At 41.6% G+C, this 22,018-nt stretch carries 22 protein-coding genes; 8 read left to right on the top strand and 14 right to left on the bottom strand.

The features are described 5' to 3' along the window. The first annotated feature begins 393 nt into the window (after window positions 1–393). From IGK61_RS08065 to IGK61_RS08055, 3 genes are all read left to right on the top strand, one after another. Window positions 394–654: a hypothetical protein gene (locus IGK61_RS08065; RefSeq protein ID WP_438844787.1), complete on the top strand. Its 261-nt coding sequence runs from the start codon at window positions 394–396 to the stop codon at window positions 652–654. Window positions 655–836: 182 nt separating this feature from the next. Then, window positions 837–980 (top strand): AAA family ATPase, encoded by a 144-nt coding sequence (locus IGK61_RS08060; RefSeq protein WP_228094995.1) that lies wholly within the window; start codon window positions 837–839, stop codon window positions 978–980. A gap of 120 nt (window positions 981–1,100) precedes the next feature. Then, the gene (locus IGK61_RS08055; protein ID WP_438844786.1) at window positions 1,101–1,346 is read left to right on the top strand and encodes a hypothetical protein; all 246 of its coding nucleotides are present in this window, start codon (window positions 1,101–1,103) and stop codon (window positions 1,344–1,346) included. Between the two features lie 213 nt (window positions 1,347–1,559). Here the strand turns inward: IGK61_RS08055 and IGK61_RS08050 are convergent, their stop codons facing one another. The 3 genes from IGK61_RS08050 to lepA all read right to left on the bottom strand — a co-directional run bounded on the left by IGK61_RS08050 (window position 1,560) and on the right by lepA (window position 5,051). After that, entirely contained in the window at window positions 1,560–1,811 is a 252-nt protein-coding gene (locus IGK61_RS08050; RefSeq protein ID WP_074535924.1) for a hypothetical protein, read from the bottom strand. 272 nt (window positions 1,812–2,083) lie between these two features. After that, window positions 2,084–3,034 carry a zinc-binding dehydrogenase gene (locus IGK61_RS08045; RefSeq protein WP_074535926.1) on the bottom strand — a complete coding sequence of 317 codons (951 nt, stop codon included), beginning with the start codon at window positions 3,032–3,034 and terminating at the stop codon, window positions 2,084–2,086. A 181-nt stretch (window positions 3,035–3,215) separates the two neighbouring features. Continuing rightward, window positions 3,216–5,051 (bottom strand): translation elongation factor 4, encoded by a 1,836-nt coding sequence (gene lepA / locus IGK61_RS08040; RefSeq protein WP_074535928.1) that lies wholly within the window; start codon window positions 5,049–5,051, stop codon window positions 3,216–3,218. 145 nt (window positions 5,052–5,196) lie between these two features. Here lepA and IGK61_RS08035 point away from each other — a divergent pair, with 145 nt between their 5' ends. The 4 genes from IGK61_RS08035 to IGK61_RS08020 all read left to right on the top strand — a co-directional run bounded on the left by IGK61_RS08035 (window position 5,197) and on the right by IGK61_RS08020 (window position 8,076). Then, window positions 5,197–6,411 carry a GNAT family N-acetyltransferase gene (locus tag IGK61_RS08035; RefSeq protein ID WP_008380051.1) on the top strand — a complete coding sequence of 405 codons (1,215 nt, stop codon included), beginning with the start codon at window positions 5,197–5,199 and terminating at the stop codon, window positions 6,409–6,411. A gap of 51 nt (window positions 6,412–6,462) precedes the next feature. Then, entirely contained in the window at window positions 6,463–6,948 is a 486-nt protein-coding gene (locus IGK61_RS08030; protein ID WP_010748216.1) for a nucleoside 2-deoxyribosyltransferase, read from the top strand. Next, window positions 6,949–7,614 carry a hypothetical protein gene (locus IGK61_RS08025; RefSeq protein ID WP_005226020.1) on the top strand — a complete coding sequence of 222 codons (666 nt, stop codon included), beginning with the start codon at window positions 6,949–6,951 and terminating at the stop codon, window positions 7,612–7,614. 276 nt (window positions 7,615–7,890) lie between these two features. After that, window positions 7,891–8,076, top strand: coding sequence for a hypothetical protein (locus tag IGK61_RS08020; RefSeq protein ID WP_005226019.1), 186 nt, complete (start codon window positions 7,891–7,893; stop codon window positions 8,074–8,076). A 61-nt stretch (window positions 8,077–8,137) separates the two neighbouring features. On the opposite strand, the gene lepB is transcribed toward IGK61_RS08020, so the two are convergent. The 4 genes from lepB to clpB form a co-directional block, all read right to left on the bottom strand. Then, entirely contained in the window at window positions 8,138–8,707 is a 570-nt protein-coding gene (lepB, locus tag IGK61_RS08015; protein ID WP_074535930.1) for a signal peptidase I, read from the bottom strand. Between the two features lie 167 nt (window positions 8,708–8,874). After that, window positions 8,875–9,828, bottom strand: a complete 954-nt coding sequence (locus IGK61_RS08010) for an ABC transporter ATP-binding protein (RefSeq protein ID WP_438844785.1) — start codon at window positions 9,826–9,828, stop codon at window positions 8,875–8,877. Beyond that, the gene (locus IGK61_RS08005) at window positions 9,825–11,366 is read right to left on the bottom strand and encodes an ABC transporter permease/substrate-binding protein (protein WP_074535934.1); all 1,542 of its coding nucleotides are present in this window, start codon (window positions 11,364–11,366) and stop codon (window positions 9,825–9,827) included. The genes IGK61_RS08010 and IGK61_RS08005 overlap by 4 nt, the downstream gene beginning before the upstream one ends. A 167-nt stretch (window positions 11,367–11,533) precedes the next feature. Beyond that, entirely contained in the window at window positions 11,534–14,137 is a 2,604-nt protein-coding gene (clpB, locus tag IGK61_RS08000) for an ATP-dependent chaperone ClpB (RefSeq protein ID WP_074535935.1), read from the bottom strand. A gap of 309 nt (window positions 14,138–14,446) precedes the next feature. Between clpB and IGK61_RS07995 the strand changes: the two genes are divergently transcribed. Continuing rightward, window positions 14,447–15,973, top strand: a complete 1,527-nt coding sequence (locus tag IGK61_RS07995) for an ABC-F family ATP-binding cassette domain-containing protein (RefSeq protein ID WP_438844784.1) — start codon at window positions 14,447–14,449, stop codon at window positions 15,971–15,973. Between the two features lie 38 nt (window positions 15,974–16,011). On the opposite strand, the gene IGK61_RS07990 is transcribed toward IGK61_RS07995, so the two are convergent. The 7 genes from IGK61_RS07990 to IGK61_RS07960 all read right to left on the bottom strand — a co-directional run bounded on the left by IGK61_RS07990 (window position 16,012) and on the right by IGK61_RS07960 (window position 21,996). Beyond that, complete coding sequence (locus tag IGK61_RS07990; protein ID WP_074535939.1) at window positions 16,012–17,043, bottom strand: lysylphosphatidylglycerol synthase transmembrane domain-containing protein; 1,032 nt, start codon at window positions 17,041–17,043, stop codon at window positions 16,012–16,014. A 27-nt stretch (window positions 17,044–17,070) separates the two neighbouring features. Next, window positions 17,071–17,343 (bottom strand): DUF1294 domain-containing protein, encoded by a 273-nt coding sequence (locus tag IGK61_RS07985; RefSeq protein WP_010748207.1) that lies wholly within the window; start codon window positions 17,341–17,343, stop codon window positions 17,071–17,073. 33 nt (window positions 17,344–17,376) lie between these two features. After that, entirely contained in the window at window positions 17,377–18,285 is a 909-nt protein-coding gene (locus IGK61_RS07980; RefSeq protein WP_010748206.1) for a diacylglycerol/lipid kinase family protein, read from the bottom strand. Window positions 18,286–18,384: 99 nt separating this feature from the next. After that, window positions 18,385–19,617 carry a peptidase T gene (gene pepT, locus IGK61_RS07975; RefSeq protein WP_074535941.1) on the bottom strand — a complete coding sequence of 411 codons (1,233 nt, stop codon included), beginning with the start codon at window positions 19,615–19,617 and terminating at the stop codon, window positions 18,385–18,387. Window positions 19,618–19,628: 11 nt separating this feature from the next. Then, entirely contained in the window at window positions 19,629–20,747 is a 1,119-nt protein-coding gene (locus IGK61_RS07970; RefSeq protein WP_322745109.1) for a Nif3-like dinuclear metal center hexameric protein, read from the bottom strand. Then, window positions 20,744–21,439, bottom strand: a complete 696-nt coding sequence (locus tag IGK61_RS07965) for a tRNA (adenine(22)-N(1))-methyltransferase (protein ID WP_074535946.1) — start codon at window positions 21,437–21,439, stop codon at window positions 20,744–20,746. The genes IGK61_RS07970 and IGK61_RS07965 overlap by 4 nt, the downstream gene beginning before the upstream one ends. Before the next feature lie 95 nt (window positions 21,440–21,534). Continuing rightward, entirely contained in the window at window positions 21,535–21,996 is a 462-nt protein-coding gene (locus IGK61_RS07960; RefSeq protein ID WP_010748202.1) for a hypothetical protein, read from the bottom strand. Between the last annotated feature and the right edge of the window lie 22 nt (window positions 21,997–22,018).

The raw sequence follows: 22,018 nt of genomic DNA, 5'->3' as shown, positions 1-22,018 counted from the left end.
AACTCTACAGAAAATCCAACTACTGCACCGTATCTAACATTCTATCCGTAGCTTCACAGTCAATCTACTTTTCTCTTAGAATTAACAGAACCTCATTCAAATAATTCTCATTTGAACGCTCTGATATCGTTTACAAATATAGAATAAATGAAAACCTTACCCAAAAAAATAGAGAAAATCGATGAAAAAACAAAAAAAACAGACTTTTTTCATATTATGGTTTTAATCGTCTTCTTTTAAGCAAACCCGTCTCTCATAGACAAATTGCTTTAACTCAATCAATAATTTTGTCCTTCTCATCACCAAATAGGCGATACAAGTTATCTAAAATTTCTCTCGCTTAGCACCTTCATCCTGATATAATAAAGTAAATAAACGACAAGGAGCCATAGCATGTCAAAAATAATTATTTCTGGAAGTATCGCTTTTCAAAAGGATTTTGAAGAGCTAACGAATACACTTACTGAAAACGGTCATCAGGTGATCAATTATCCAAAAGCCACGGACGATCTTTCTACTCAGTTTCCAACCTTATTCGTAGACTTTTATAAAGACATAGAAAAAGCCGAGATTTTTTATTTGTATAACAAAGAAAAAAATGCATCTGTGGTTATATCGGTGCAGCTGGCTTTGTGGAAGCAACCTTTGCTTTGACTCGAAAACTACTGTACGGACAGAAAATCCAATTGTTTTTGCATGAGGAACCGAGTGAAAAAGTAGCTTGCTCTGAAGAGATTGGGCTGTGGAAAGAGAATGGTTGGATCACAGTTAAAAATCTAAACACGTTTTTGGATTGAGAAAAAAATACTTTTTATATGAAAGCTGGCGGTAGTCTGATGAAAAAGCTTATATTGATCAGTGGTACGATGGGAATTGGTAAATCAACTATAACTGAAGAACTATCCAAACAAACAAAGCAGTCTGTTTACCTTGACGGGGATTGGTGCTGGATGATGAATCTGTTTGTCGTCAATGAATAAACTAAGGATATGGTGATCAACAATAGCCATTTTCTGTTAAACTCTTTTATCAATAACTCTATGATCAACGTCATTTATTTTTGCTGGGTTATGGATGAGCAAAAAATTGTGGATCGAGTCTTGAACGGCATCGCATTGGAAGATATTGACGTGCAACACTTCTCATTAATTGCCTCGCCAGAAAAATTGCAGAAAAACTTTGAAGGAGATATAACCACCGGGAAACGAACACTATCTGATTTACAGCGTTCACTGGATAGGTTACCAAAATATACTGAATTGCGTTCAAGAAAAATTGATATTTCCCATTACTCTGTTGCGGAGACCGTTTCAAAAATAAGAAAAATAATTTTGGCATCTTCTTAAATATTCCTTCAATTAGTAAATTTTGGCCCATGTTTTTTAACGCAACTATTCTCAGAGAGCTACTTCTTGTGACTGACACAAATAAGCCCACACTCATAAGAGCATGGGCTTATTGAGATCATTGTCAATTCTAAATCTTCAATTGAAATCTGGCTTTTATCAATTCAGATTTCAATTGCTGAATAATGGTGACAATTTCTTATTATTCTTCAATTACATATACTTCTCAACTTCATCAATTTCTTTTTGTAGTGCTTTTTCATCGTACTTTTCATACTTACCGGCTTCGTGTGCGATCTTTTTGATTTTATGAATCGCTTTTTTCTCAACGATCCATTTCTTCATACTATGTTTTTTTGCATCTGCATCTAGTGTGTCTAATTCAGCTAAATTTTCATCTAACTTATCAAGAACCTCTGCAATCTTTACCAATGCTTTTGCTTCCTTTTCTTCATAGTTTGTCATAGATATCACTCCTTAAGTATTTGATATATTTATCTTACCGCTGTAATTAAATATTTTCAAATTAAATGTACTGTGTATCACAAAGTTTTATCTTATTCTCACTGAATAGATATAAACTATAATTTTTTTGCAATATTCTATTCATTTTACATTTATTTTTATCCTTAAAGATGTATCATAAGAGAACTATCGATTATATAAAAAAATTCCTTAGTGAAAAATCAAACATTCGGTGTATCGTTTGCAATAAAAACATCTAGTTTTTTACCTTCTTATGGTTGCAGCAGAATTTTACCGATACTTTTTCCAGATTCTAAATAATCATGGGCAGCTTTTCCGTCAGCTAATGAAAAAATGGTTGGTTGACTGATTTTCATTTGATCCTTGCTAAAGTAGTCAAACAATCGGGTGCTTCTTCTCTCCCGCTCTTGAAAACTCGTCAAGTAATCCCACAGATCTCCTGTCAAAATACTTTTTGATTTAGATAGCAAGGGAATAAAGTCGATCGCTGGAGGATTTCCGCCGGCCATGCCAAAAAAGACAACCTTCCCTCTATTTTTGAGCAAGTCGACACTTTCGGCTAATGTATGCCCAATGCCATCATAAACGGTATCAAAGAAAGAAGTGTAGGTATCTTGCCATTCTGTATTTCTTAAAAAGACTTGTTTTGCTCCTTGGTCTAAAGCCAGTTGTCGCTTTTCTTCCGTAGAAGTGACGCCATAAACTTCTAGACCATCTGCGGTTAATAATTGCGATAAAATTTGTCCGACGCCACCACTTATCCCATGGACGAAGACCTTACTATGATTCACATTATTGCCAAGATCATGAGCTAAAAAATCAGCTGTCAACCCTTGCAGACCAATACTGGCTGCTAATTTAGGTGGTATATCTGATGGAATACGGATGGCATTTTCCTCAGGAACAGCCACCAATTCTGCATTAGCAAAAGGAACATCCACAAAAAGAATCGTTTCCCCTAGCTGAAACTTGGAGACAGATGTTCCTTTTTGAATAATCCTCCCTACCCCTTCATAGCCATTAATAAGAGGGTCTCGGGATTCAATATGATAGCTGCCCTTTCTTCGATAAATATCTGCAAAATTCAACCCAATATACATCATTTCTATCAATAGCTCATTTTCATGAATGATGGGATCAGGCAAATCCCCATATGTTAAAACAGTTGAATCACCGAATTCATTAAAATACAACGCCTTCATGCGCAAATCATCTCCGATCTTCAATCCATCAAAAGCCACGCATCAATCGATTGAAACTATCTACTAAACAACCAGTGAATGTTCCTTCGGTCATTTTAGATTTTTCCTTTTATTCAAAAAAAGCACCTTCTCTCGAAGGTACTTTCATTTTATTCCTCTTGTTGGTATCCGTCAAAACAGATTATTTCTTCGGTTCATCCTCGTCCATCTTCAGAACTGCCATGAAGGCTTCTTGCGGTACTTCGACGGAGCCGATTTGTTTCATCCGCTTCTTCCCTTCTTTTTGTTTCTCTAGGAGTTTGCGTTTTCGAGAAACGTCACCGCCGTAACATTTCGCCAATACGTTTTTACGCAAGGCTTTGATGTCGGAACGCGCAACGATTTTTTGTCCGATGGCTGCTTGGATCGGTACTTCAAATTGTTGTCGTGGAATCAGTTTTTTCAGTTTTTCAACGATGGCTTTGCCGCGTTCATACGCAAAGTCACGGTGAACGATAAAGCTTAACGCATCGACTTTTTCAGTATTCAGCAAGATGTCCATCTTCACTAGCTTGCTAGTTCGGTAACCAGACATTTCGTAATCCAGTGATGCGTAGCCTTTGGTGCTGGATTTCAATTTATCAAAGAAATCAAAGACGATTTCCGATAGTGGGATCTCATAAACGACGTTTACTCGATAATCATCCAAGTAATCCATCGTGACAAAGTCTCCCCGTTTGCGTTGGGACAATTCCATTACAGCACCGACGTAATCATTAGGGACCATGATTTGTGCTTTGACGTAAGGCTCTTGCACGTTGTCGATCGTGACTGGTTCAGGAAACTCTGCTGGGTTATCAACGACGACCATTGAGCCATCTGTCTTGTTGACATGATAGATTACGGATGGTGCAGTCGTAATCAACTCAAGGTTAAATTCACGTTCTAGCCGTTCTTGCACGACATCCATGTGTAATAGGCCTAAGAAGCCGCAACGGAACCCAAATCCTAACGCTTGAGAGGTTTCTGGTTCAAATTGCAATGCTGCGTCATTCAATTGTAATTTTTCCAATGCTTCTCGAAGGTCGTTGTAGCGTGAAGTATCGATTGGGTACAATCCGCAATAAACCATCGGATTCATTTGACGATAACCAGCTAAGGCTTCTTCTGCTGGATTGTTGGCTAATGTCACCGTATCCCCGACTTGGGTATCTTTAACGGTCTTGATGGCAGCAGTGATATACCCAACATCGCCCACCATCAACGCATCTCGTTGAATGGCTTTTGGTGAAAAGACACCAACTTCCGTAACATCAAAGGTCTTGCCATTGCTCATCATTTTGATTTTATCTCCAGGTTTGACCATCCCGTCCATGATGCGGACGTTTAAGACCACCCCACGATAGGAATCGTACACGGAGTCAAAGATCAACGCTTTTAGCGGTGCTTCAATATCACCTGCTGGAGCTGGGACATACTCAACGATTTGTTCCAAAATGTCTTCGATCCCAATACCTGCTTTGGCACTTGCTAAAACAGCTTCACTGGCATCGATACCGATCACATCTTCGATCTCTGTTCGTACTCGCTCAGGATCGGCAGCTGGCAAGTCTATTTTATTAATGACTGGTAGGATCTCTAAATCATTGTCTAACGCCAAGTAGACGTTTGCCAATGTCTGTGCTTCGATCCCTTGAGCTGCATCAACGACGAGCACGGCGCCTTCACAAGCAGCCAAACTGCGGGAAACTTCATAGGTGAAATCGACGTGCCCTGGGGTGTCGATCAAATGGAAGATGTAGGTTTCGCCGTCTTTGGCGGTATAGTTAAGTTCAACGGCATTTAATTTGATCGTGATTCCTCGTTCACGTTCAAGATCCATGGAGTCTAATAGTTGGTTTTGCATTTCTCGTGACGTCACCGTATGGGTTTGTTCCAAAATACGGTCCGCCAATGTTGATTTCCCATGGTCGATATGGGCGATAATGGAGAAATTACGAATCTTCTCCTGTCGTTTTTTCATTTCTTCTATGTTCATGGATACGTTCCTCATTTCTTTTAGTCAGCTTTTCTATTATACCAACGAAACGCCAATAGTTAAAGTATTTTTCTTAACCGTTATTTAGACATATTCATTCAGGTTTTGCTATACTAGAGCTAGCAAATAAATTGGAGTTGAAAGAATGGACAATAATTTTCATCAAAATCTACATATTCGAGCGGTGGATGAAAAAGACGTTGATCAGTTCAACGAACTGTTAAGCTACGTTTTTCAGATCACTGAATCGGATATTGAAGAAAGCGGCTATGAGAGCAAACGGGAAATGATCAAATCCAAGCGCCCGATCTTAGAGCTTTCCAAGGTCTTTGGCTGGTTCAATGAAGACAAGTTGATCTCGCAAATCGCCGTTTATCCTTGTGAAGTCAATATACACGGCAAATTGATCAAAATGGGCGGAGTGACCGGTGTTGGGACTTACCCTGAATATGCCGGCCATGGCCTGATGAAAGACTTGATCAAGCTTGCCTTAGAAACGATGCGGGAAGATCAGCAATGGATCTCCTACCTTTATCCTTATAATGTGCCCTACTATCGTCGCAAAGGCTGGGAGATTATGTCCGACAAGCTGACCTTTAAAATTCGTGATACCCAGCTTCCGAAAACCAAAGAAGTCCCTGGGATCGTAGAGCGCAAAGAAGTGGATGACCCTGATGTCTTTACTGTCTACAACCAATTCTCCCGCGACAACCATGGTGCCTTGCAGCGGACCTCTTTTCACTGGGAAGAGTATTGGCGCTATGAAAATGAAGAAGAGCGCACCGCGGCTGTTTATTACAATGCCAGTGGTCATCCGACTGGTGTACTTTTTTATTGGGTAGCCGAAGAAGTCTTCCATGTAAAGGAAATGTTCTACTTGAATCAAGAAGCCCGCAATGGTCTATGGAATTTTATCTCTGCCCATTTCTCAATGGTTTATTGGGTCAAAGGAGACATTTATTCAAATGAACCCCTGTCCTTCTACTTGGACGATAGCCAAATCAAAGAAACCATCGAGCCTTATTACATGGCGCGGATCGTCGATGTTGAACAGTTTTTGAAAAACTTCCCATTTGAAGCCTTCCAAACACCCTTTCACTTTGTTGTTTCCGACCCAGTTGCCGATTGGAACAACGGGATCTTCGGTGTCCAATACAATCACGGGGAGATCGTGGTTTCAAGAGAAGCTATCGGAAAAGCGGTCCAACTGGATATTCAGACATTGTCGTGTCTGTTGATGAATTACCGCCGTCCGGCTTACTTAGAGCGTGTGGAACGGCTAAATACCGATTCAGAAACACTGGCATTACTGGAATCGATCATCCCTGATATGGAAGCCTATTTCAGTGATTATTTCTAAACAACGAATCAACAAAACGTACAACTATGAATGATTAAGGAGTGTTTTTGAATGAAACTATATTTTGCTGCTCCCCTGTTTGCTGCTAGTGACCTGCGCTACAACGCCGAACTCGTTGCGTCGATTCGTCAGCAGTATCCGCAGCTGGAGATTTATTTACCTCAAGAAAATGCCGCGATCAATGATAAATCCGCCTATGCGGATAGCAAAATGATCGCTTTGGCAGATACCGAAAAAGTGCTGGAAAGTGATTTGATGATCGCATTGCTAGATGGTTTGACCATCGATGCTGGGGTTGCCTCTGAGATCGGTGTCGCTTATGCAAAAGGCATTCCTGTTTTAGGGCTTTATACGGATAGTCGCCAACAAGGTGCCGACAATCAGCAAAAGCTGGCAGCATTACAAACCGTTGCGGAAAATCAGTTCCATTATGTCAATCTTTATACGGTGGGTTTGATCAAGCTAAACGGGGAAATTTATTCCTCTGAAGCAGCCCTTTTAGCTGGCTTAGCCGACTATCTTTCGGAGGACAATTAAATGGGGCAAAATTATCAGCGACTGCAAAAGGTATTCACTATTTTCGGTATTCTCGTGTTTTGTTTTTCTTTGTGGGAATTTTTCCGTGGGGTCTATCCGCAAACACAAGGATTGATTTTCCTCGCCCAAGCCTTGCTTGGGATTTTATTGATCTTTGTCCCAGAAATGAGTAAAAAGTTCTTGAAAATCCAGCTACCAAATGCCACCGTCTACTTTTATTGGTTTTTCTTGCTGATCTCTGTATTTATGGGGACGATCTTACATTTGATCGAAACCATTGCTTTCTGGGATAAAATTCTGCATGCGGTAAGCCCGATGGTCTTGACGGCTGTCGGCTATGGGTTGATCTGTCTGCTGTTGAAAGAAGTCAAAGTTTCAAACGTCTCTCCCTGGTTATTCCTACTGATGGGCTTTGCTTTTGCTGGCTTGTGTGGTATCTTCTGGGAGTTTTGGGAGTTTATCTGCGATTCCGTTGGTGGAATGAACCTCCAACGTTATGCAACCTTAGATGGCACCCCATTTATCGGTCGTGAAGCATTGATGGATACGATGGGCGATTTACTGACCAACACGATTGGTGCTGCCTTGATGGGCGTGATCGCATATGTGCAAGGTCGAGGCAAACCTGATTATTTTGAAAGTTATCGGATTAAAAAATTATCATAAACGACCTTTAAAAGCTTGTTGAAACCAGCGTTTTTCAACAAGCTTTTTTCTTTTGTTCTTTTATTCATAAAGAAAAATTTATAAAAATACTTAAATAACACATCTTATTTTTATAGATTCGCTGTCTATCAAGGTTTGACCTTTCTTACATTTCCCTATAAAACGATTACAACCACAAAAAAATTCCCTCGTTTAATCATTTTTATTTCCCCAAAAAACCATGGTCTGTTATAATTACATTATTCATTTGACGTTGCGTCAGTAAAGGAGAGGCTTATGGTTCTAACAGTGTTTTTTATTTTATGCTGCTTGATTTTTTCATCGATCACCTATGCGTTCTCTAAAGATGCCCGAAAATTTGTCCAACCTTTATCAATCAAAATTATTTTTATTGCATCAGCTATTATTGCGGTTTGGACAATGTTCTTTTCAATGGTTGCATTTGTCGCTTGGGTCATCTAAAAAAACATTCTTGCCAGTTGCGGCGTTTTCGCTGCATTGGCAAGAATGTTTTTTCTTTTGATTAAAATAGTTTGATTTGATTCAATGGCCAAAAGCGCAGCAGCACTTTCCCTTCCATTTGATCTTCCGTTACAACCCCGAAACTGCGACTGTCTCTAGAGATCAAACGATTGTCTCCCATCACAAAATAACTGCCTTCAGGCACCGTTACTGAGAAATCTTCCGTAAACTGTTCCGCACCAGCGGCGATTTGCTGAAACATTTCGCGATAAGAATATTCGTCTTGTAATTGATCGTTTGCAAATTTCTCTTTAAACTCATCTAAATAGGGTTCTTCATATACTTCTCCATTGATCGTTAGGACATCATCTTTCATCTCGATGGTATCACCGGGTAAACCAATCAACCGCTTGACAGCGATTTTACTTGGATCATCTGGTTCAACACATATCACGATGTCTTGTCGGTCATAGGAGGAGATTTTTGATGCAATCAAACGCTGTTTATCTGCCAACGTCGGGTCCATAGAATGGCCACTGACTTGAACAGGGGTCAGGACAAACAGACGGATGAGAACCACGGCGACGATAAAGAAAAGCAGTAACCAATTTTCTTTGAGAATTTTTACCATAGCTGCTCTTTCGCTCCTTTACTGCATCTTTTGTCATCAGCGAAAGCTTGTTCTGCCATTTTGACAAAAGATATCTTCCTCAATCTTACGTGGAATTTTTGCTTTGAGCAAGAGAAATCATCGATTTTTAAAAAAATATGACATTTCTAGTGGCCATAAAGAACCTTTTACGTTCGATCACGACTCAAGAAAGCAAACACATCTTTTCGACGTAGACTCCCTATCACTTGTTGATTTTCTTCGATCACCACCGTCTCATGACTCGAAAATAAAGTATACAACTCATTTAATGGCGTAGATGCTGCAATTTTCGGGTCAGCTTGATTGATATCATTGCTGAAAAAGTTCATCCGTATCAAATCTCCTGCTGTGACCAGTTTTGCTTCATCTTCCCCGGTTTCTTCAAAGAAGCTTTTCACAAAAGCGGTCTTCGGTTGTGAAACGATGACTTCTGGTGTATCGCATTGAACGATCTTCCCTTGATTCATCACAGCGATGCGCGTCCCTAGTTTTACCGCTTCTTTCATGTTATGCGTGACAAAAATAATCGTCGTCCCAAGCTCTTTGTGCAGATCGAGGACTAGCTCCTGTAAAGAATTACGAGAAATTGGATCAAGGGCACTAAAGGGTTCGTCCATCAGAATGATTTCGGGATTGGCAGCTAACGCGCGCAAGATCCCGATCCGTTGCTGTTCTCCACCAGACAATTCTTTCGGCATTCGATGACGGTACTGCTCTGGGTCAAGTTTGACCTGTGTCAGCAAACGATCCACGGCTTCTGAGCGATCTTTTTTTGACCACCCTAACATCTCTGGGATTACTTCGATATTTTGTTTGACATCCATCGTCGGAAACAGAGCGATTTGTTGTAGAACATACCCCATTTGCCAACGCATCTTTTGAATATTGTATTCTTTGATGCGTTTTTCTTTGAAGTAAATATTACCATCTGTCGGTTCTGACAACGCGTTGATCATCTTCAAAGTCGTCGTTTTCCCACTCCCAGAAGGACCGACCAAAACAAAGATTTCTCCTTTATTGATATTCAGATCTAATTGATCGATCACTAGTTTTTGATCAAACTTTTTACTGACGTTTTTAAATTCAATAATTGGTGTCATTCTTGTCCCTCCTTAATTAATCCTTCATCTATCAGGAAGGTACGTGCGACTTCTGCTGGATTTTTTCCTTCGACATTGACCTGATAATTCATTTCACTCATTTGTTCTTCGGTGATTTTCCCTGCCAACTTTTCCAATGCACGGACGACTTCTGGATGTTCCTTGGCAAAGGCTTCTTTCATCAAAGGCGCTCCTTGATAAGGTGGAAATAGTTCCTGATCGTCTTCTAGAATAACTAAGCCATATTGACGCAATTCACTGTCCGTGGAATAGGCATCCAGTAGATTGATATCACCATTATTGATGGCTTGGTAACGCAATGCTGGTTCCATACTTTGGACACTTGGAAAATCTAGCCCATAAAGTTCTTGAATCCCCGCATATCCGTCCGTCCGATCAATGAATTCAAGGGTGAAGCCAGCTTTGATTTGATTTTCGATTTTCTTCAAATCAGAGATCGTGGTTAGTCCATTTTCCTCAGCAAATTCTTTTTTCACAGCCAACGCATAGGTATTTTGATACGCCATCGGCTGAAGCAAGGTCATCTCAAACTGATCCTTCAATAGATTGACTGCTTCGGTATAGGTTTCGTCGGAGTCAAGTTTTTGACTCGCAAGCTCTTCTGGTACCTCAACTAAGCTCTCCAACACGGTACCAGTAAACTCTGGATATATATCAACTTGACCATTGTCCAATGCGCTGAATAAGAAAGAGGTTTTTCCAAAATTTGGCTCTAGTTCAACTTGGGCATCAGGGTCTTCTTGTTCAATCAATTCTTTGTACATGTTGATCAAGATATCTGGTTCAGACCCTAGTTTCCCTGCGATCGTAATAGTTTTGGGAGCAAAAAATCCACTTTGTGAGAAGGAAACCCCACCAATCAGCAAGATGATTGCTGCCAACGTGATCAAGGTATAGCGCGGTTTTAAATGTTGCAGGTAACGGATCAGGGTACTGAAAACAATCGCCAACAAGGCAGACCCGATCGCACCAATCAACGTTAACTCAGGTGCATTTCGATCGATCCCTAACAAAATAAAGGAACCTAACCCGCCAGCGCCAATCAAAGCGGCTAAGGTCGCTGTTCCGATGATCAAGACCAGCGCCGTGCGAATCCCAGAAATTATGACAGGCAAAGCAATCGGCAATTCGACTTTGATCAATCGGCGCATCCGAGACATACCAAATGCCGCAGCAGCTTCTTCGATTGATGGATCGATCTCCGAAAGGCCAATATAGGTATTTTGAAAGATCGGCAATAACGCATAAATAACTAGTGCGATCAACGCAGGCGGTGTTCCGATCCCCACGAATGGAATCAATAAACCTAACAGTGCCAGTGATGGAATCGTCTGTAACACACTCGTTATTTGTAGGCCGACTTCCGCTGCCCGTTTATGATTAACCAGCCAAATAGCTAAAGGAACAGCAATAACGATCGCCACGAGCAGCGCAATGATCGACAATGACAAATGTTCAAAGACAGCTGTCAGCAATTCCCCTTTTCGCTCATTCAACGTTTCAAAAAAAGTATTCATCTTTTCATTCCTCTCCTACTCCATAAGAACAGTATAATCGAAGTGCGAATTTCCTCCAAACAACAAGCAAGGAGAACTTTTTTGTCATATGTTGAGAGACAAAAAAACGATGGCTGCCAATGAAATGGCAACCATCGTTTTGTATTTATTCATTTGTTCTCTTTTTATTACTCGGTCATTGGCGTATTTTCAAAAACCAGCTGATCGTTCAATAATTCGATCGTGACTTGGGTCTTTGGTAAGATTCTGCCAGCAACGATTTCTTTTGCCAATGGGGTTTCGACTTCTCTTGTGATAAACCGACGGAGAGGTCGCGCACCATACGCTGGCTCATAAGCATTTTCAGCGATCCAGCGTTTGGCTTCTTCAGTGATCGTCAACAGTATATCTTGGACTTCCAGTCGTTGTGAAAGCTGTGCGATGATCTTGTCGACGATGCCTGTCACATCGCTTAGACTAAGCGGTGTGAATAAAATCGTATCGTCGATCCGATTTAAGAATTCTGGTTTGAAATGGCCTCTCAAGAGATTACGGACAGTTTCTGCGACAGTTTCTGGGATCGTCCCTTCTGCGGTCACGCCATCTAGCAAGACTTGAGAGCCGATGTTGCTAGTCATGATCAAGACGGTATTTTTGAAATCAACGACGCGTCCTTTTGAGTCTGTCAAACGGCCATCATCAAGCACTTGCAATAAGATATTGAAGACATCTGGATGGGCTTTTTCGATCTCATCCAATAAGACGATCGTGTATGGATTGCGTCGAACGGCTTCGGTCAATTGTCCGCCTTCTTCAAATCCAACATAGCCTGGAGGGGCACCGACCAAACGAGACACCGAATGTTTTTCCATATATTCGCTCATATCGATCCGAACCATATGCTCTTCAGAGTCAAAGAGGTTGACCGCTAACGCTTTCGCTAATTCGGTCTTACCGACGCCGGTCGGTCCTAAGAACAAGAAGGAACCTAATGGTCGATTTGGATCTTGCAGACCAGCTCGGGAACGAATGACTGCGTCACTGACGGCATCGACTGCCTCATCTTGTCCGATCACTCGTTGATGCAAGGTCTCGTTTAATTTCAACAGTTTTTCTCGTTCGCCCTCCACTAATTTCGCAACAGGGATTCCTGTCAAACGGCCCACGACTAAGGCGATCTCATTTTCTGTCACTGACTCTTGAACCATCCGAATGCCTTCGTCTTGGTTTTTTTCTTCCAATTCAGCGAGTTCTTTTTCCAGTTGGGGAATCGTCCCATGACGAAGAACAGCTGCCCGTTCCAAATCATAGTTATTTTCAGCATCTTCCAACTCATGCTTGGCTTTATCGATCTCTGCCCGTTTATTGGAAACTGCATTGACTTCTTCTTTTTCCGTTTCCCACTGCATTTTCATGGTATTGACTTCTTCACGCAATTCCGCCAATTCTTCTTGTAAAATGCCTAAACGTTTTTTCGATGCATCATCGGATTCTTTTTTCAGTGCGGCTTCCTCGATCTCCAGTTGCATCAAACGTCGAGTGACCTGATCGAGCTCGGTAGGCATCGAATTCATTTCCACCCGAATCGTGGCACTTGCTTCGTCGATCAAATCGATGGCTTTGTCTGGTAAAAAGCGGTCCGTGATATACCGATCGGATAAGGTCGCAGCAGCAACAAGCGCATTGTCATGGATGTTGACGCCATGATGGATCTCGAACCGTTCTTTCAAGCCACGTAAAATCGAAATCGTATCTTGAACGGTTGGTTCCTGTACCAACACTTTTTGGAAACGACGTTCCAAGGCTTTGTCCTTTTCCATGTATTGACGGTATTCATCAAGGGTGGTTGCGCCAATCGTATGCAATTCTCCCCGTGCCAGCATTGGTTTCAGTAAGTTTCCAGCATCCATGCTGCCTTCCGTCTTACCAGCACCTACAATATTGTGGATCTCATCAATAAAGAGAATGATCCGTCCATCGGCTTTTTTCACTTCTTGTAAGACGGCTTTCAAACGCTCTTCAAATTCACCTCGGAATTTAGCACCTGCGATCAAGGCACCCATATCCAGAGAAAAGATCGTTTTGTCTTTTAGGTTTTCTGGGACGTCTTTTCGCACGATCCGTTGAGCCAATCCTTCAACGATGGCTGTTTTACCAACCCCCGGTTCACCAATCAAAACGGGATTGTTTTTTGTCTTCCGAGAAAGGATGCGAATCACATCGCGAATTTCTTCGTCTCGTCCGATAATGGGGTCCATTTTCCCGCTGCGGACTTGTTGGACCAAGTCAACGCCGTATTTTTCTAATGCTTTGTATTGTTCTTCTTGATTTTGTGAGGTCACACGATCCCCTCCTCTTAATGTTTCGATCGTTTGCTTGATTTCTTTCGCGGTGATTCCTTGTTTCTTTAAATACACCGTCAATGGATGATTTTTCAATTTCATCAACGCATAAAGGACGATTTCTGTGGAAAGATACTCGTCTTGAAATTCATTTTTTAATTGATCTGCCTCAGACAAAAGATGAAACAGATTTTGACTCATGGATTGACCATAACGAACATTTCCTCCTTCAACCGAAGGCAGTTCATCTAGTAGCTGGTCAACTTCTTTTTCAAATACATCGACATCAAGGCCTGTATCCGTATAAAAATTGCGGCCGAATTGATTGGCTTGCAATAAAATCTTCCATAAATGCGGAATATCGATTTCTTGGTGGTGACGCGTCATGGCAATCTGCTGTGCTTCCGCGATGGCACTCTGTAAGGTAGTCGTCATTTTTTCTGGGTTCATACTTTTCCCTCCCAAAATGGTAGTCAGAAAAATAAGTACGCTGCAAACAGCATCCTTTTTTCTACTCTTCTATTATACAATATTGGTCAGTAATGGTCAAAAGATTTCCCTCGAAGATCAAGATTTTTTTCAGTATTCTTTCATGAAAATTGACAGATAGGAAGCCGCAATGGTATGCTAGGTCCTGATTAGTCAGGAACTATTGATTTCCCTGATCCTTTTGATCGCTCTTTGGCGATAGTTATTCAGTAAGATTATCTACTTAGCTGTAACGTCTACTGTTTACAGCTTTTTTATATGGAGGAAACGATGTTAACATTAACGAATATTAGCCAACAATTTGGCGACAAATTGCTTTACGAAGATGTTTCCGTTCAAATCAACCGTGGGGAAAAAGTCGGGTTGATTGGACGGAACGGCGCTGGCAAAAGTACTTTAATCAAAATCATTACAGGAGAAATTCTCCCAGACGATGGCTTTGTTCAATTTCCGAAAAATTTGAAAATGGGCTATTTGGATCAATATGTCAATGTTGATGAAACGCAATCGATCCGCGATTTTTTGCGCTCTGCCTTTGCAGAAGACTTCGAAAAAGAACAACAGATCGCAGATCTTTATACTGCTTATGGCGAAAGTCTTGACGATAAGCTTTTAGAAAAAGCCGGCGAATTGCAAAATCAATTGGATCAAGGAAATTTCTATCAAATGGATACATTGATCGATGATTTAGCAGAAGGATTAGGTATTTCGGTTCTCGGCATGGATACCCCCCTTGCTTCCTTAAGTGGTGGTCAACGCTCAAAATTGATCTTAGCAAAAATGCTGCTAGAAAAACCCGACATGCTGATTTTAGATGAACCGACCAACCATTTAGATGATGAGCATATCAAATGGCTGGTTGAGTTTTTACAGGACTTTACTGGTACTTACTTAGTCGTTTCTCATGATCGTCAATTTTTGAATGAAATCACGACCCATATCATTGATATCGAATTTGGCAAGCTTTCTAAGTATACAGGGAATTTAGACAAAGCATTAAAGCTAAAAACGCTGCAAAATGAAAGCTATATGAAGCAATACGAAGCACAACAAGAGCATATCAAGAAAACCGAAAGCTATATCCGTAAATACAAAGCTGGTTCTCGTTCAACAATGGCAAAGAGTCGTGAAAAACAATTGGCAAAAATCGAACGTTTGACCCCACCCCAAGATGTCCCTAAACCGCATCTAGGATTTGATTTGGCACTGATCGTTACGACCTTGGCATTAGAGACGACCAATCTAGTGATCGGTTATGACCAAAAGCCTTTACTATCGCCAATCAACCTAACGATCCGCTATGGCGAAAAAATTGCGATTCGGGGATTTAATGGGATCGGTAAATCGACGTTGATCAAAACAATACTTGGTGTGATCCCTGCAATTGAAGGAACCGTTTCTTACCCACAGCATACAAAGTTTAATTACTTTTCTCAAGATCTTGACTGGGAGTATCCATTACAGACGCCTCTGCAATACCTCGCGGATCTTTTCCCAAAGGCAACCAACAAAGAATTGCGACGACAACTTTCTCGTGCGGGATTACCTAGCCAGCTTGCTCAAGAGGAATTGAAATTATTAAGTGGTGGCGAGCAGACAAAAGTGAAGTTAGCTGAAATGATGTTGATCAAAAGCAACTTTTTGATTCTTGATGAACCGACCAACCATATCGATCAAGACACGAAAAACAATTTGGAAGAAACCCTGGCAGCTTTTCCCGGAACCGTTCTGATCGTTTCCCATGAAGCTGAATTCTATGAATCCTTTGTTGATCGGATAATTGATTTGAAAGACTAAAAAAAACGCTTATCCTCTACTCGAAGATAAGCGTTTTTTTAACTTTCCACTTTTTCTTTTCTAAGCTCTGTCAGCTCTTGGCTAATGTCTTTGCGCTTTTCTTTCATTACATATGCAAAGCCAATAATGAAGGGCCAAATGAATGTCGCTAAGCGATACAGCAGCATAGAAGATGCTGCATCGACTGTGCCGACTAATGGCCCAAAAAGCAGCATATAAATAAATTCAAAGGAACCGATCCCTGCCGGTGTTGGAATCACCCCGGACAAGACGACTGCAAAGCTGATGAAGGATAACGTCAACAAGAAATCGATCTCTGGGTGCTGCACGACAAGAATCACATAAGGGATCACGTACCAAGGCAGCATCTTCAAAAGATTCCAAAGATAGATGCGTAAGAAAGCGGTGCGGTCGGTAATGATCGCATTGACCGTTTCTCGCAAAGAATAGATCTGGGTGTTGCATTTGTCAACGATCCCTCTTAACGCTGCACTTTTGAATAGCTTATTGCTGACGATCACAAAAAAGACTTGAATGTTGATACTGACAGAAAGTGCCAATAAAGCGGCAATGATCAAAAAGACGAGTACGATCCCCGCCAATATCACCCAAATCATATTCGGCGCATTGTCATAAAATAGCGAGAATTGAATGATCAACCCAGCGATCGCATAAGTCAATATGGCAAACTTATACATCACCATGTGTAAGGTGGTGACCCCAACCCCTTGCGACAACTGCAAGCCATTTTTACGATAAAAATTCACTTCTGAGATCAAGGTGCCCGCGCCAAAGGTCACAATTCGGTAAAACCCACTGTAACAGACGGTCAGAAACCCCGCCTTGGTGGTGAATTCCGGTTGGAAAGTCACAGCAATCTCTTTGACCGTTCGTCCTTCAATCACTAGGTACAATGTGCCAAGCCCCATAACCAGTAAGACGACGAGAAAGCTGGTCTCTCTTAGCCCCGCTAAAATTTCCATCATCGAGTTACGGACAAAAAAATACATCACACCCAGAATACCTACTAGTAAAAGTAAATTAAGGGCGAACTTCACTTTAGTTTTCATATTAACTCCTTGCTTGTTATACCGAATTTATGCAAAAAAGACCATCAGCAGGATAGCAAAAACGGTGCCGAAAGCAAAAAAGAAATAAAACTTCTTCTTTCTTGTTTTATGGCGAAACACGCGTTGCGCGATCAAACCGCCTAATCCGCCGCCAATCGCCCCCATAAAAAGGAGATTTGCTTCGGGAACCCGCCAACCTTGTTTTACTGCCTGATATTTATCATAACCCATCAGACAGAAAAGATAAAGATTGACTGCAATTAAATAAAACCACAATGGATTGTAAATCAGTGCATCCATCCATTTCCTCCATATGATTGATCGTAGGGACCATTATTTTGATTCTTGTGCTTCCTCAGGTACCAACATCGTCAACCCGTGCTTAATGACTTTCATCTCGATTGGCAGATCATCCGTTGGATCACCGTCGGTCCGAGTATGAACCGTTTTTTCTTTCGCCTTGATCGAGACCTTTGCGGCAGTGAAATATTCAACACTTGGTACTTTGGCAATTCTACCACGAATAATTCTTGGCAAATACAAAATAAACCGTAAAATGTTCAATTTTGGCAAAAGAATAACATGGAACAAGCCATCGTCAGGTTTTGCTTCTTCATCAAAGTTCTTAAACCCACCTGCTGAATTCGACATGACGATCGTCAGTAATTGACTTTTCCCCTGCCATTTCCGTTCGTCAGCGATGACTTCCAATTTGTATTGTTTCTTTTTGATCAACAGATGAATGAACCGTTTCATAAACGCCAACGGACCGTACTGTTGTTTTTCTTCTTGGGAAGTTGCTGCTGCAGTATCTGCTAAAAGACCAATGGTCATCGTCGAGATCATTACTTGATCATTGACCATCCCATAATCGATCGGACGTTCAACCCCTGTTAAAATATTCTCAAACGCTTCTTCTGGCTTGACTGGAATACCTAACATTCGAGCGAAGTTATTTACCGTTCCTCCAGGAATGATCCCGATCTTCAGCTCATCCAGCTTTTCTTTGAATGTTTGCAGCCCATGATGGATCGTTCCATCCCCACCAATAATAACAATCGTATCGACCGCATGTTTCTTGGCTGCCTCTTTAACATCCTCAGGGTCAACATCGGGATTTGATGCTTGTAAAAACACTTGATGCTCATCGCCTTGTTCGTTCACATAGGCTTGGAATTTTTCTGCTGTTTCTTTTGCTTCACTTTTCCCCGCTGTATCATTGTATAATACGAGAATTTTCATCCTATTCACATCCTAATAAAAGGCCGGGCCTTACGCAAGACCTGCGTGAAGAGTTCCCAGCCCTAAAGTTGTTCTTTTCTTTCAATGATGAAGCTGCTGCTATGCTTGCGCATTCAGTTCGGCGATTTTCACGATCACATCGGTCGCTTTCATCATTGATTGTAGTGAGACGAACTCATAACGTCCATGCATATTTTCTCCACCAGCAAAGATATTCGGGGTTGGAATCCCTAGATAGGAGATTTTCGAGCCATCCGTACCACCACGGACAGGTTCTGTCATCGGTGTGATTCCAACTGCTTTCATCGCATCTTTCGCTAAATCAATGATGCTCATATCTTTTTCGATGATTTCTTTCAGGTTGTAGTATTGATCATATAGATGTACGTGCACTCGTGGTTCATCAAAGCAGGCATTCAAGCTTTCTTGAACCGCTAATAATTGTGCTTTTCTTTCTTCGAAACGACTCCGGTCATGATCTCGAATAATGTATGCCATTTTCGCTTCTTCTACTGAACCACTAAAGCTCATCAAATGGAAGAACCCTTCTGTTCCTTCGGTTTTCTCAGGAACTTCATCAGCAGGTAGCGCATTTTGAAAATCGACTGCTAGTTGCAAGGCGTTGATCATGGTGTCTTTAGCTGTTCCAGGGTGGACATTCTTTCCTTGGATCGTAATTTCAGCTTGCGCCGCATTGAAGGTTTCGTATTGCAATTCTCCTACTGGACCGCCATCCATTGTATAGGCAAAATCAACATTGAAATCTTCCACATCGAATTTATCGGCACCAACACCAATTTCTTCATCAGGGCCAAAAGCGACTTTGATTTCCCCATGTTTGATCGTTGTGTTTTTCAGTAAGATTTCCATAGCTGTCATGATTTCTGCAATACCTGATTTATCGTCAGAACCTAATAAAGTGGTACCATCAGTAGTGATCAAGGTTTCGCCAGCATAATTTTTCAAATTTGGAAAATCTTTTGTGTTTAATGTGTATTTTCCTTCTTTATCTAATTTAATGGTCGATTCGCCATCGTAATTTTCGATGATCTGCGGATCGACATTTTCTGCATTAAAATCGGCGGTATCCATATGGGCGATAAAACCGATGGAGCGCACGTCATGTTCGACATTACTTGGTAATGTTGCGATCACGAAACCATTGGATTCATTGTAATGAACATCGCTTAATCCTAATTCTTCAAGTTCTTTTTGCAGTTCTTTAGCAAACGCGACCTGTGTTTGGGTGGAAGGTGTTGTCGTACTTGTTGCATCCGAACGTGTTTCTGTTTTGACATATTTTAAAAAGCGAGGCAATAAATTTTCGTACATAAAAGATTCTCCTATCTATAGTCAAATGGATTTGTTGAAGTGGTGGAAGGAACAAAGGTCACAGCCCAGTTCTCTTCTGCTTTCCACTGATTGAATTTCTCAATAAACCGAGGAATACATTCCTTTTCGATATTGTGCCCTGGATCGATCCCGATCAACCCATTGGCTTGCATGTCATGGGCGAAATGGTAACTGATATCGCCAGTGATGTACACATCCGCTTGATGGCGTAAGGCATCGGAATAAAAGGATTGACCACTGCCGCCACAAATGGCGATTCGCTGAATTTTTTCAGGTGCATTAGGAAAACTGACAACACGTAAAGCAGTCAAACCAAACCGCTCTTTGACACGTGCGACAAACTGATCTATGGAAAGAGACTCAGCGAGGTTGCCAACTCGTCCGATTCCATAGGTCTTCGGCAAATTGTCTAAGGCATACAGATCATAAGCTGGCTCTTCGTAAGGATGAGCAGCGATCATTGCCGAAAGGACCTTTTTCTCGATCGTTTCTGGAAAAATGACTTCGATTTTCGCTTCTTGCACCTGTTCTTCTTTTCCGATCTCACCGATGGCAGGATGCGCCGCTTGTTGTGGCGTAAAGCGACCGGTGCCAATCAATGAATAGCTGGTGTTTTGGTAATTGCCTTGCTGACCAGCACCAGCTTTTCCTAATGCCTTTCGCAATGCTGGTGCCGATTCAACAGGTGTAAATACAGCTAGTTTCTTCATTTTTACTTGATGGGTTTGCTTCAAGTACGTATCTGGTTCAACTTCTAGCAGTTCACAAAACCAATCGTTCAAACCGTCTTCAATAATATCCATATTGGTGTGGGCGGCGTAAACGGCGATATCATGCTTAACGAGATCCATCAACATCTTTTGTTGCGGATCATCGGTCAACAAGCGGTTCAAAGGGCGAAAGATCGGTGGATGTTTCGCGATGATCAAGTCGATCTTTTTCTCGATGGCTTCGGTTACCACTTCTGGACGGACATCAAGGGTCATCATGACTCGCTCGAGCGGTTTGTTTAATGTACCAACATGCAGACCAACAGGATCGCCTTCTTCTGCCAACCATAATGGGCAATATGCTTCAAAGCGTTTGATAAATTCTTGACCAGAAATCATGCCAGTACCTCCTTGATCCATTCGATTTGTTCTTTCAATTCATTCATTTTCTCAGCAGGTGGTTCTTTGGCTTTCTCTAACTCTTTGACCACTCGTTGACGCTGCTTCAATTCATGCTGCCATTTTTTATAAAAAACTGGATTTTTTTCTTTTAATAAAAAGGGACCAAAAAATAATTGCTGGGTCGTGTACGTCGCTTTTCCAGTTTCCGCAACGATGATTTCATAATTTTTGTCATTTTCTTCTAACAGCACTTCATGAATGATCGTAAAATTGTGATCAACGAGCCATTCCCGCAAGGTCCTTTCGCCAACATTCGGTTGTAAGACCAAACGTTTGACCCCCGCTAAGCGATTTTTTCTGCTGCCTTCTTCTAAAATAGAGCGAATCAAAGTCCCCCCCATTCCAGCAACAACAACCGTGTCGATCTTATCTGCTGGCTGAATAGCGTCCAATCCGTCTGCTAACCGCACCACGATCTTCTCTGTTAGCCCGTTTTTACGCACTTGTTTACTGGCAGAATCATAAGGTCCTTGAACAACTTCTCCAGCTACAGCATAAGTGATTTTGTTCTGCAGCATTAATGCCACAGGTAAATAAGCATGGTCGGAACCGATGTCGGCGATACGTGCTTGGTCGGGAATTTGTTCGCCCACGCAAGCCAAACGATCCGATAATGCATGTTCGTTCATATTGTCACTCCTTCTTTCGTAGTATAACACGCTTTCCATAAATAGAAAAAAATGTGCGTCTTGACTGTGGTGCCATTGCCAAGGCGCACATTGCATTAATCGTTCACTAATTCAACCTTTTGAATCGAGTTACCGGGAATTTGTGGTGGGATCGACATCGTCATGATCGGGACGCCTTGCAGCGACACTTGGACTTTGTCTCCTTCAACTAACTCCTCGATCTCTCCTGAATAGGCCTCGATAGGGACATGGAGAATGACCCCATCATTTTGAAAACTTTGGACGACTTGATCCTCATCTTCAACTGCCGCTACGTCTTTCAAAAATAATTGAAAGGTATCATCTGAACCTGCTCGGGCATCTTCTTGGATAATACCAGTAAAAACCGTCGCTGTTTCGCTCTCTGAAGAACTATTGGCAACAGAACTAGCATTCTCACTTGATTCAGAAGGCGTGTTATCGCCACTTGATGCGTTGTTGTTTTCGGGACTGCCACAAGCTGTTAATAGCAGCACTGCTGCTAAGGACAAACCTAGAATCACTTGTTTTTTCATCATCTTCTTCCTCCAGTAATGGTCA

Origin of the sequence: Enterococcus sp. AZ063, from assembly GCF_051715045.1 — a bacterium.
In the GTDB taxonomy this organism is placed as follows: Bacteria; Bacillota; Bacilli; order Lactobacillales; family Enterococcaceae; genus Enterococcus_D; species Enterococcus_D casseliflavus.
The sequence above is the reverse complement of the archived record's forward strand: the minus strand, read 5'-3'. Positions and strand labels throughout refer to the sequence as shown.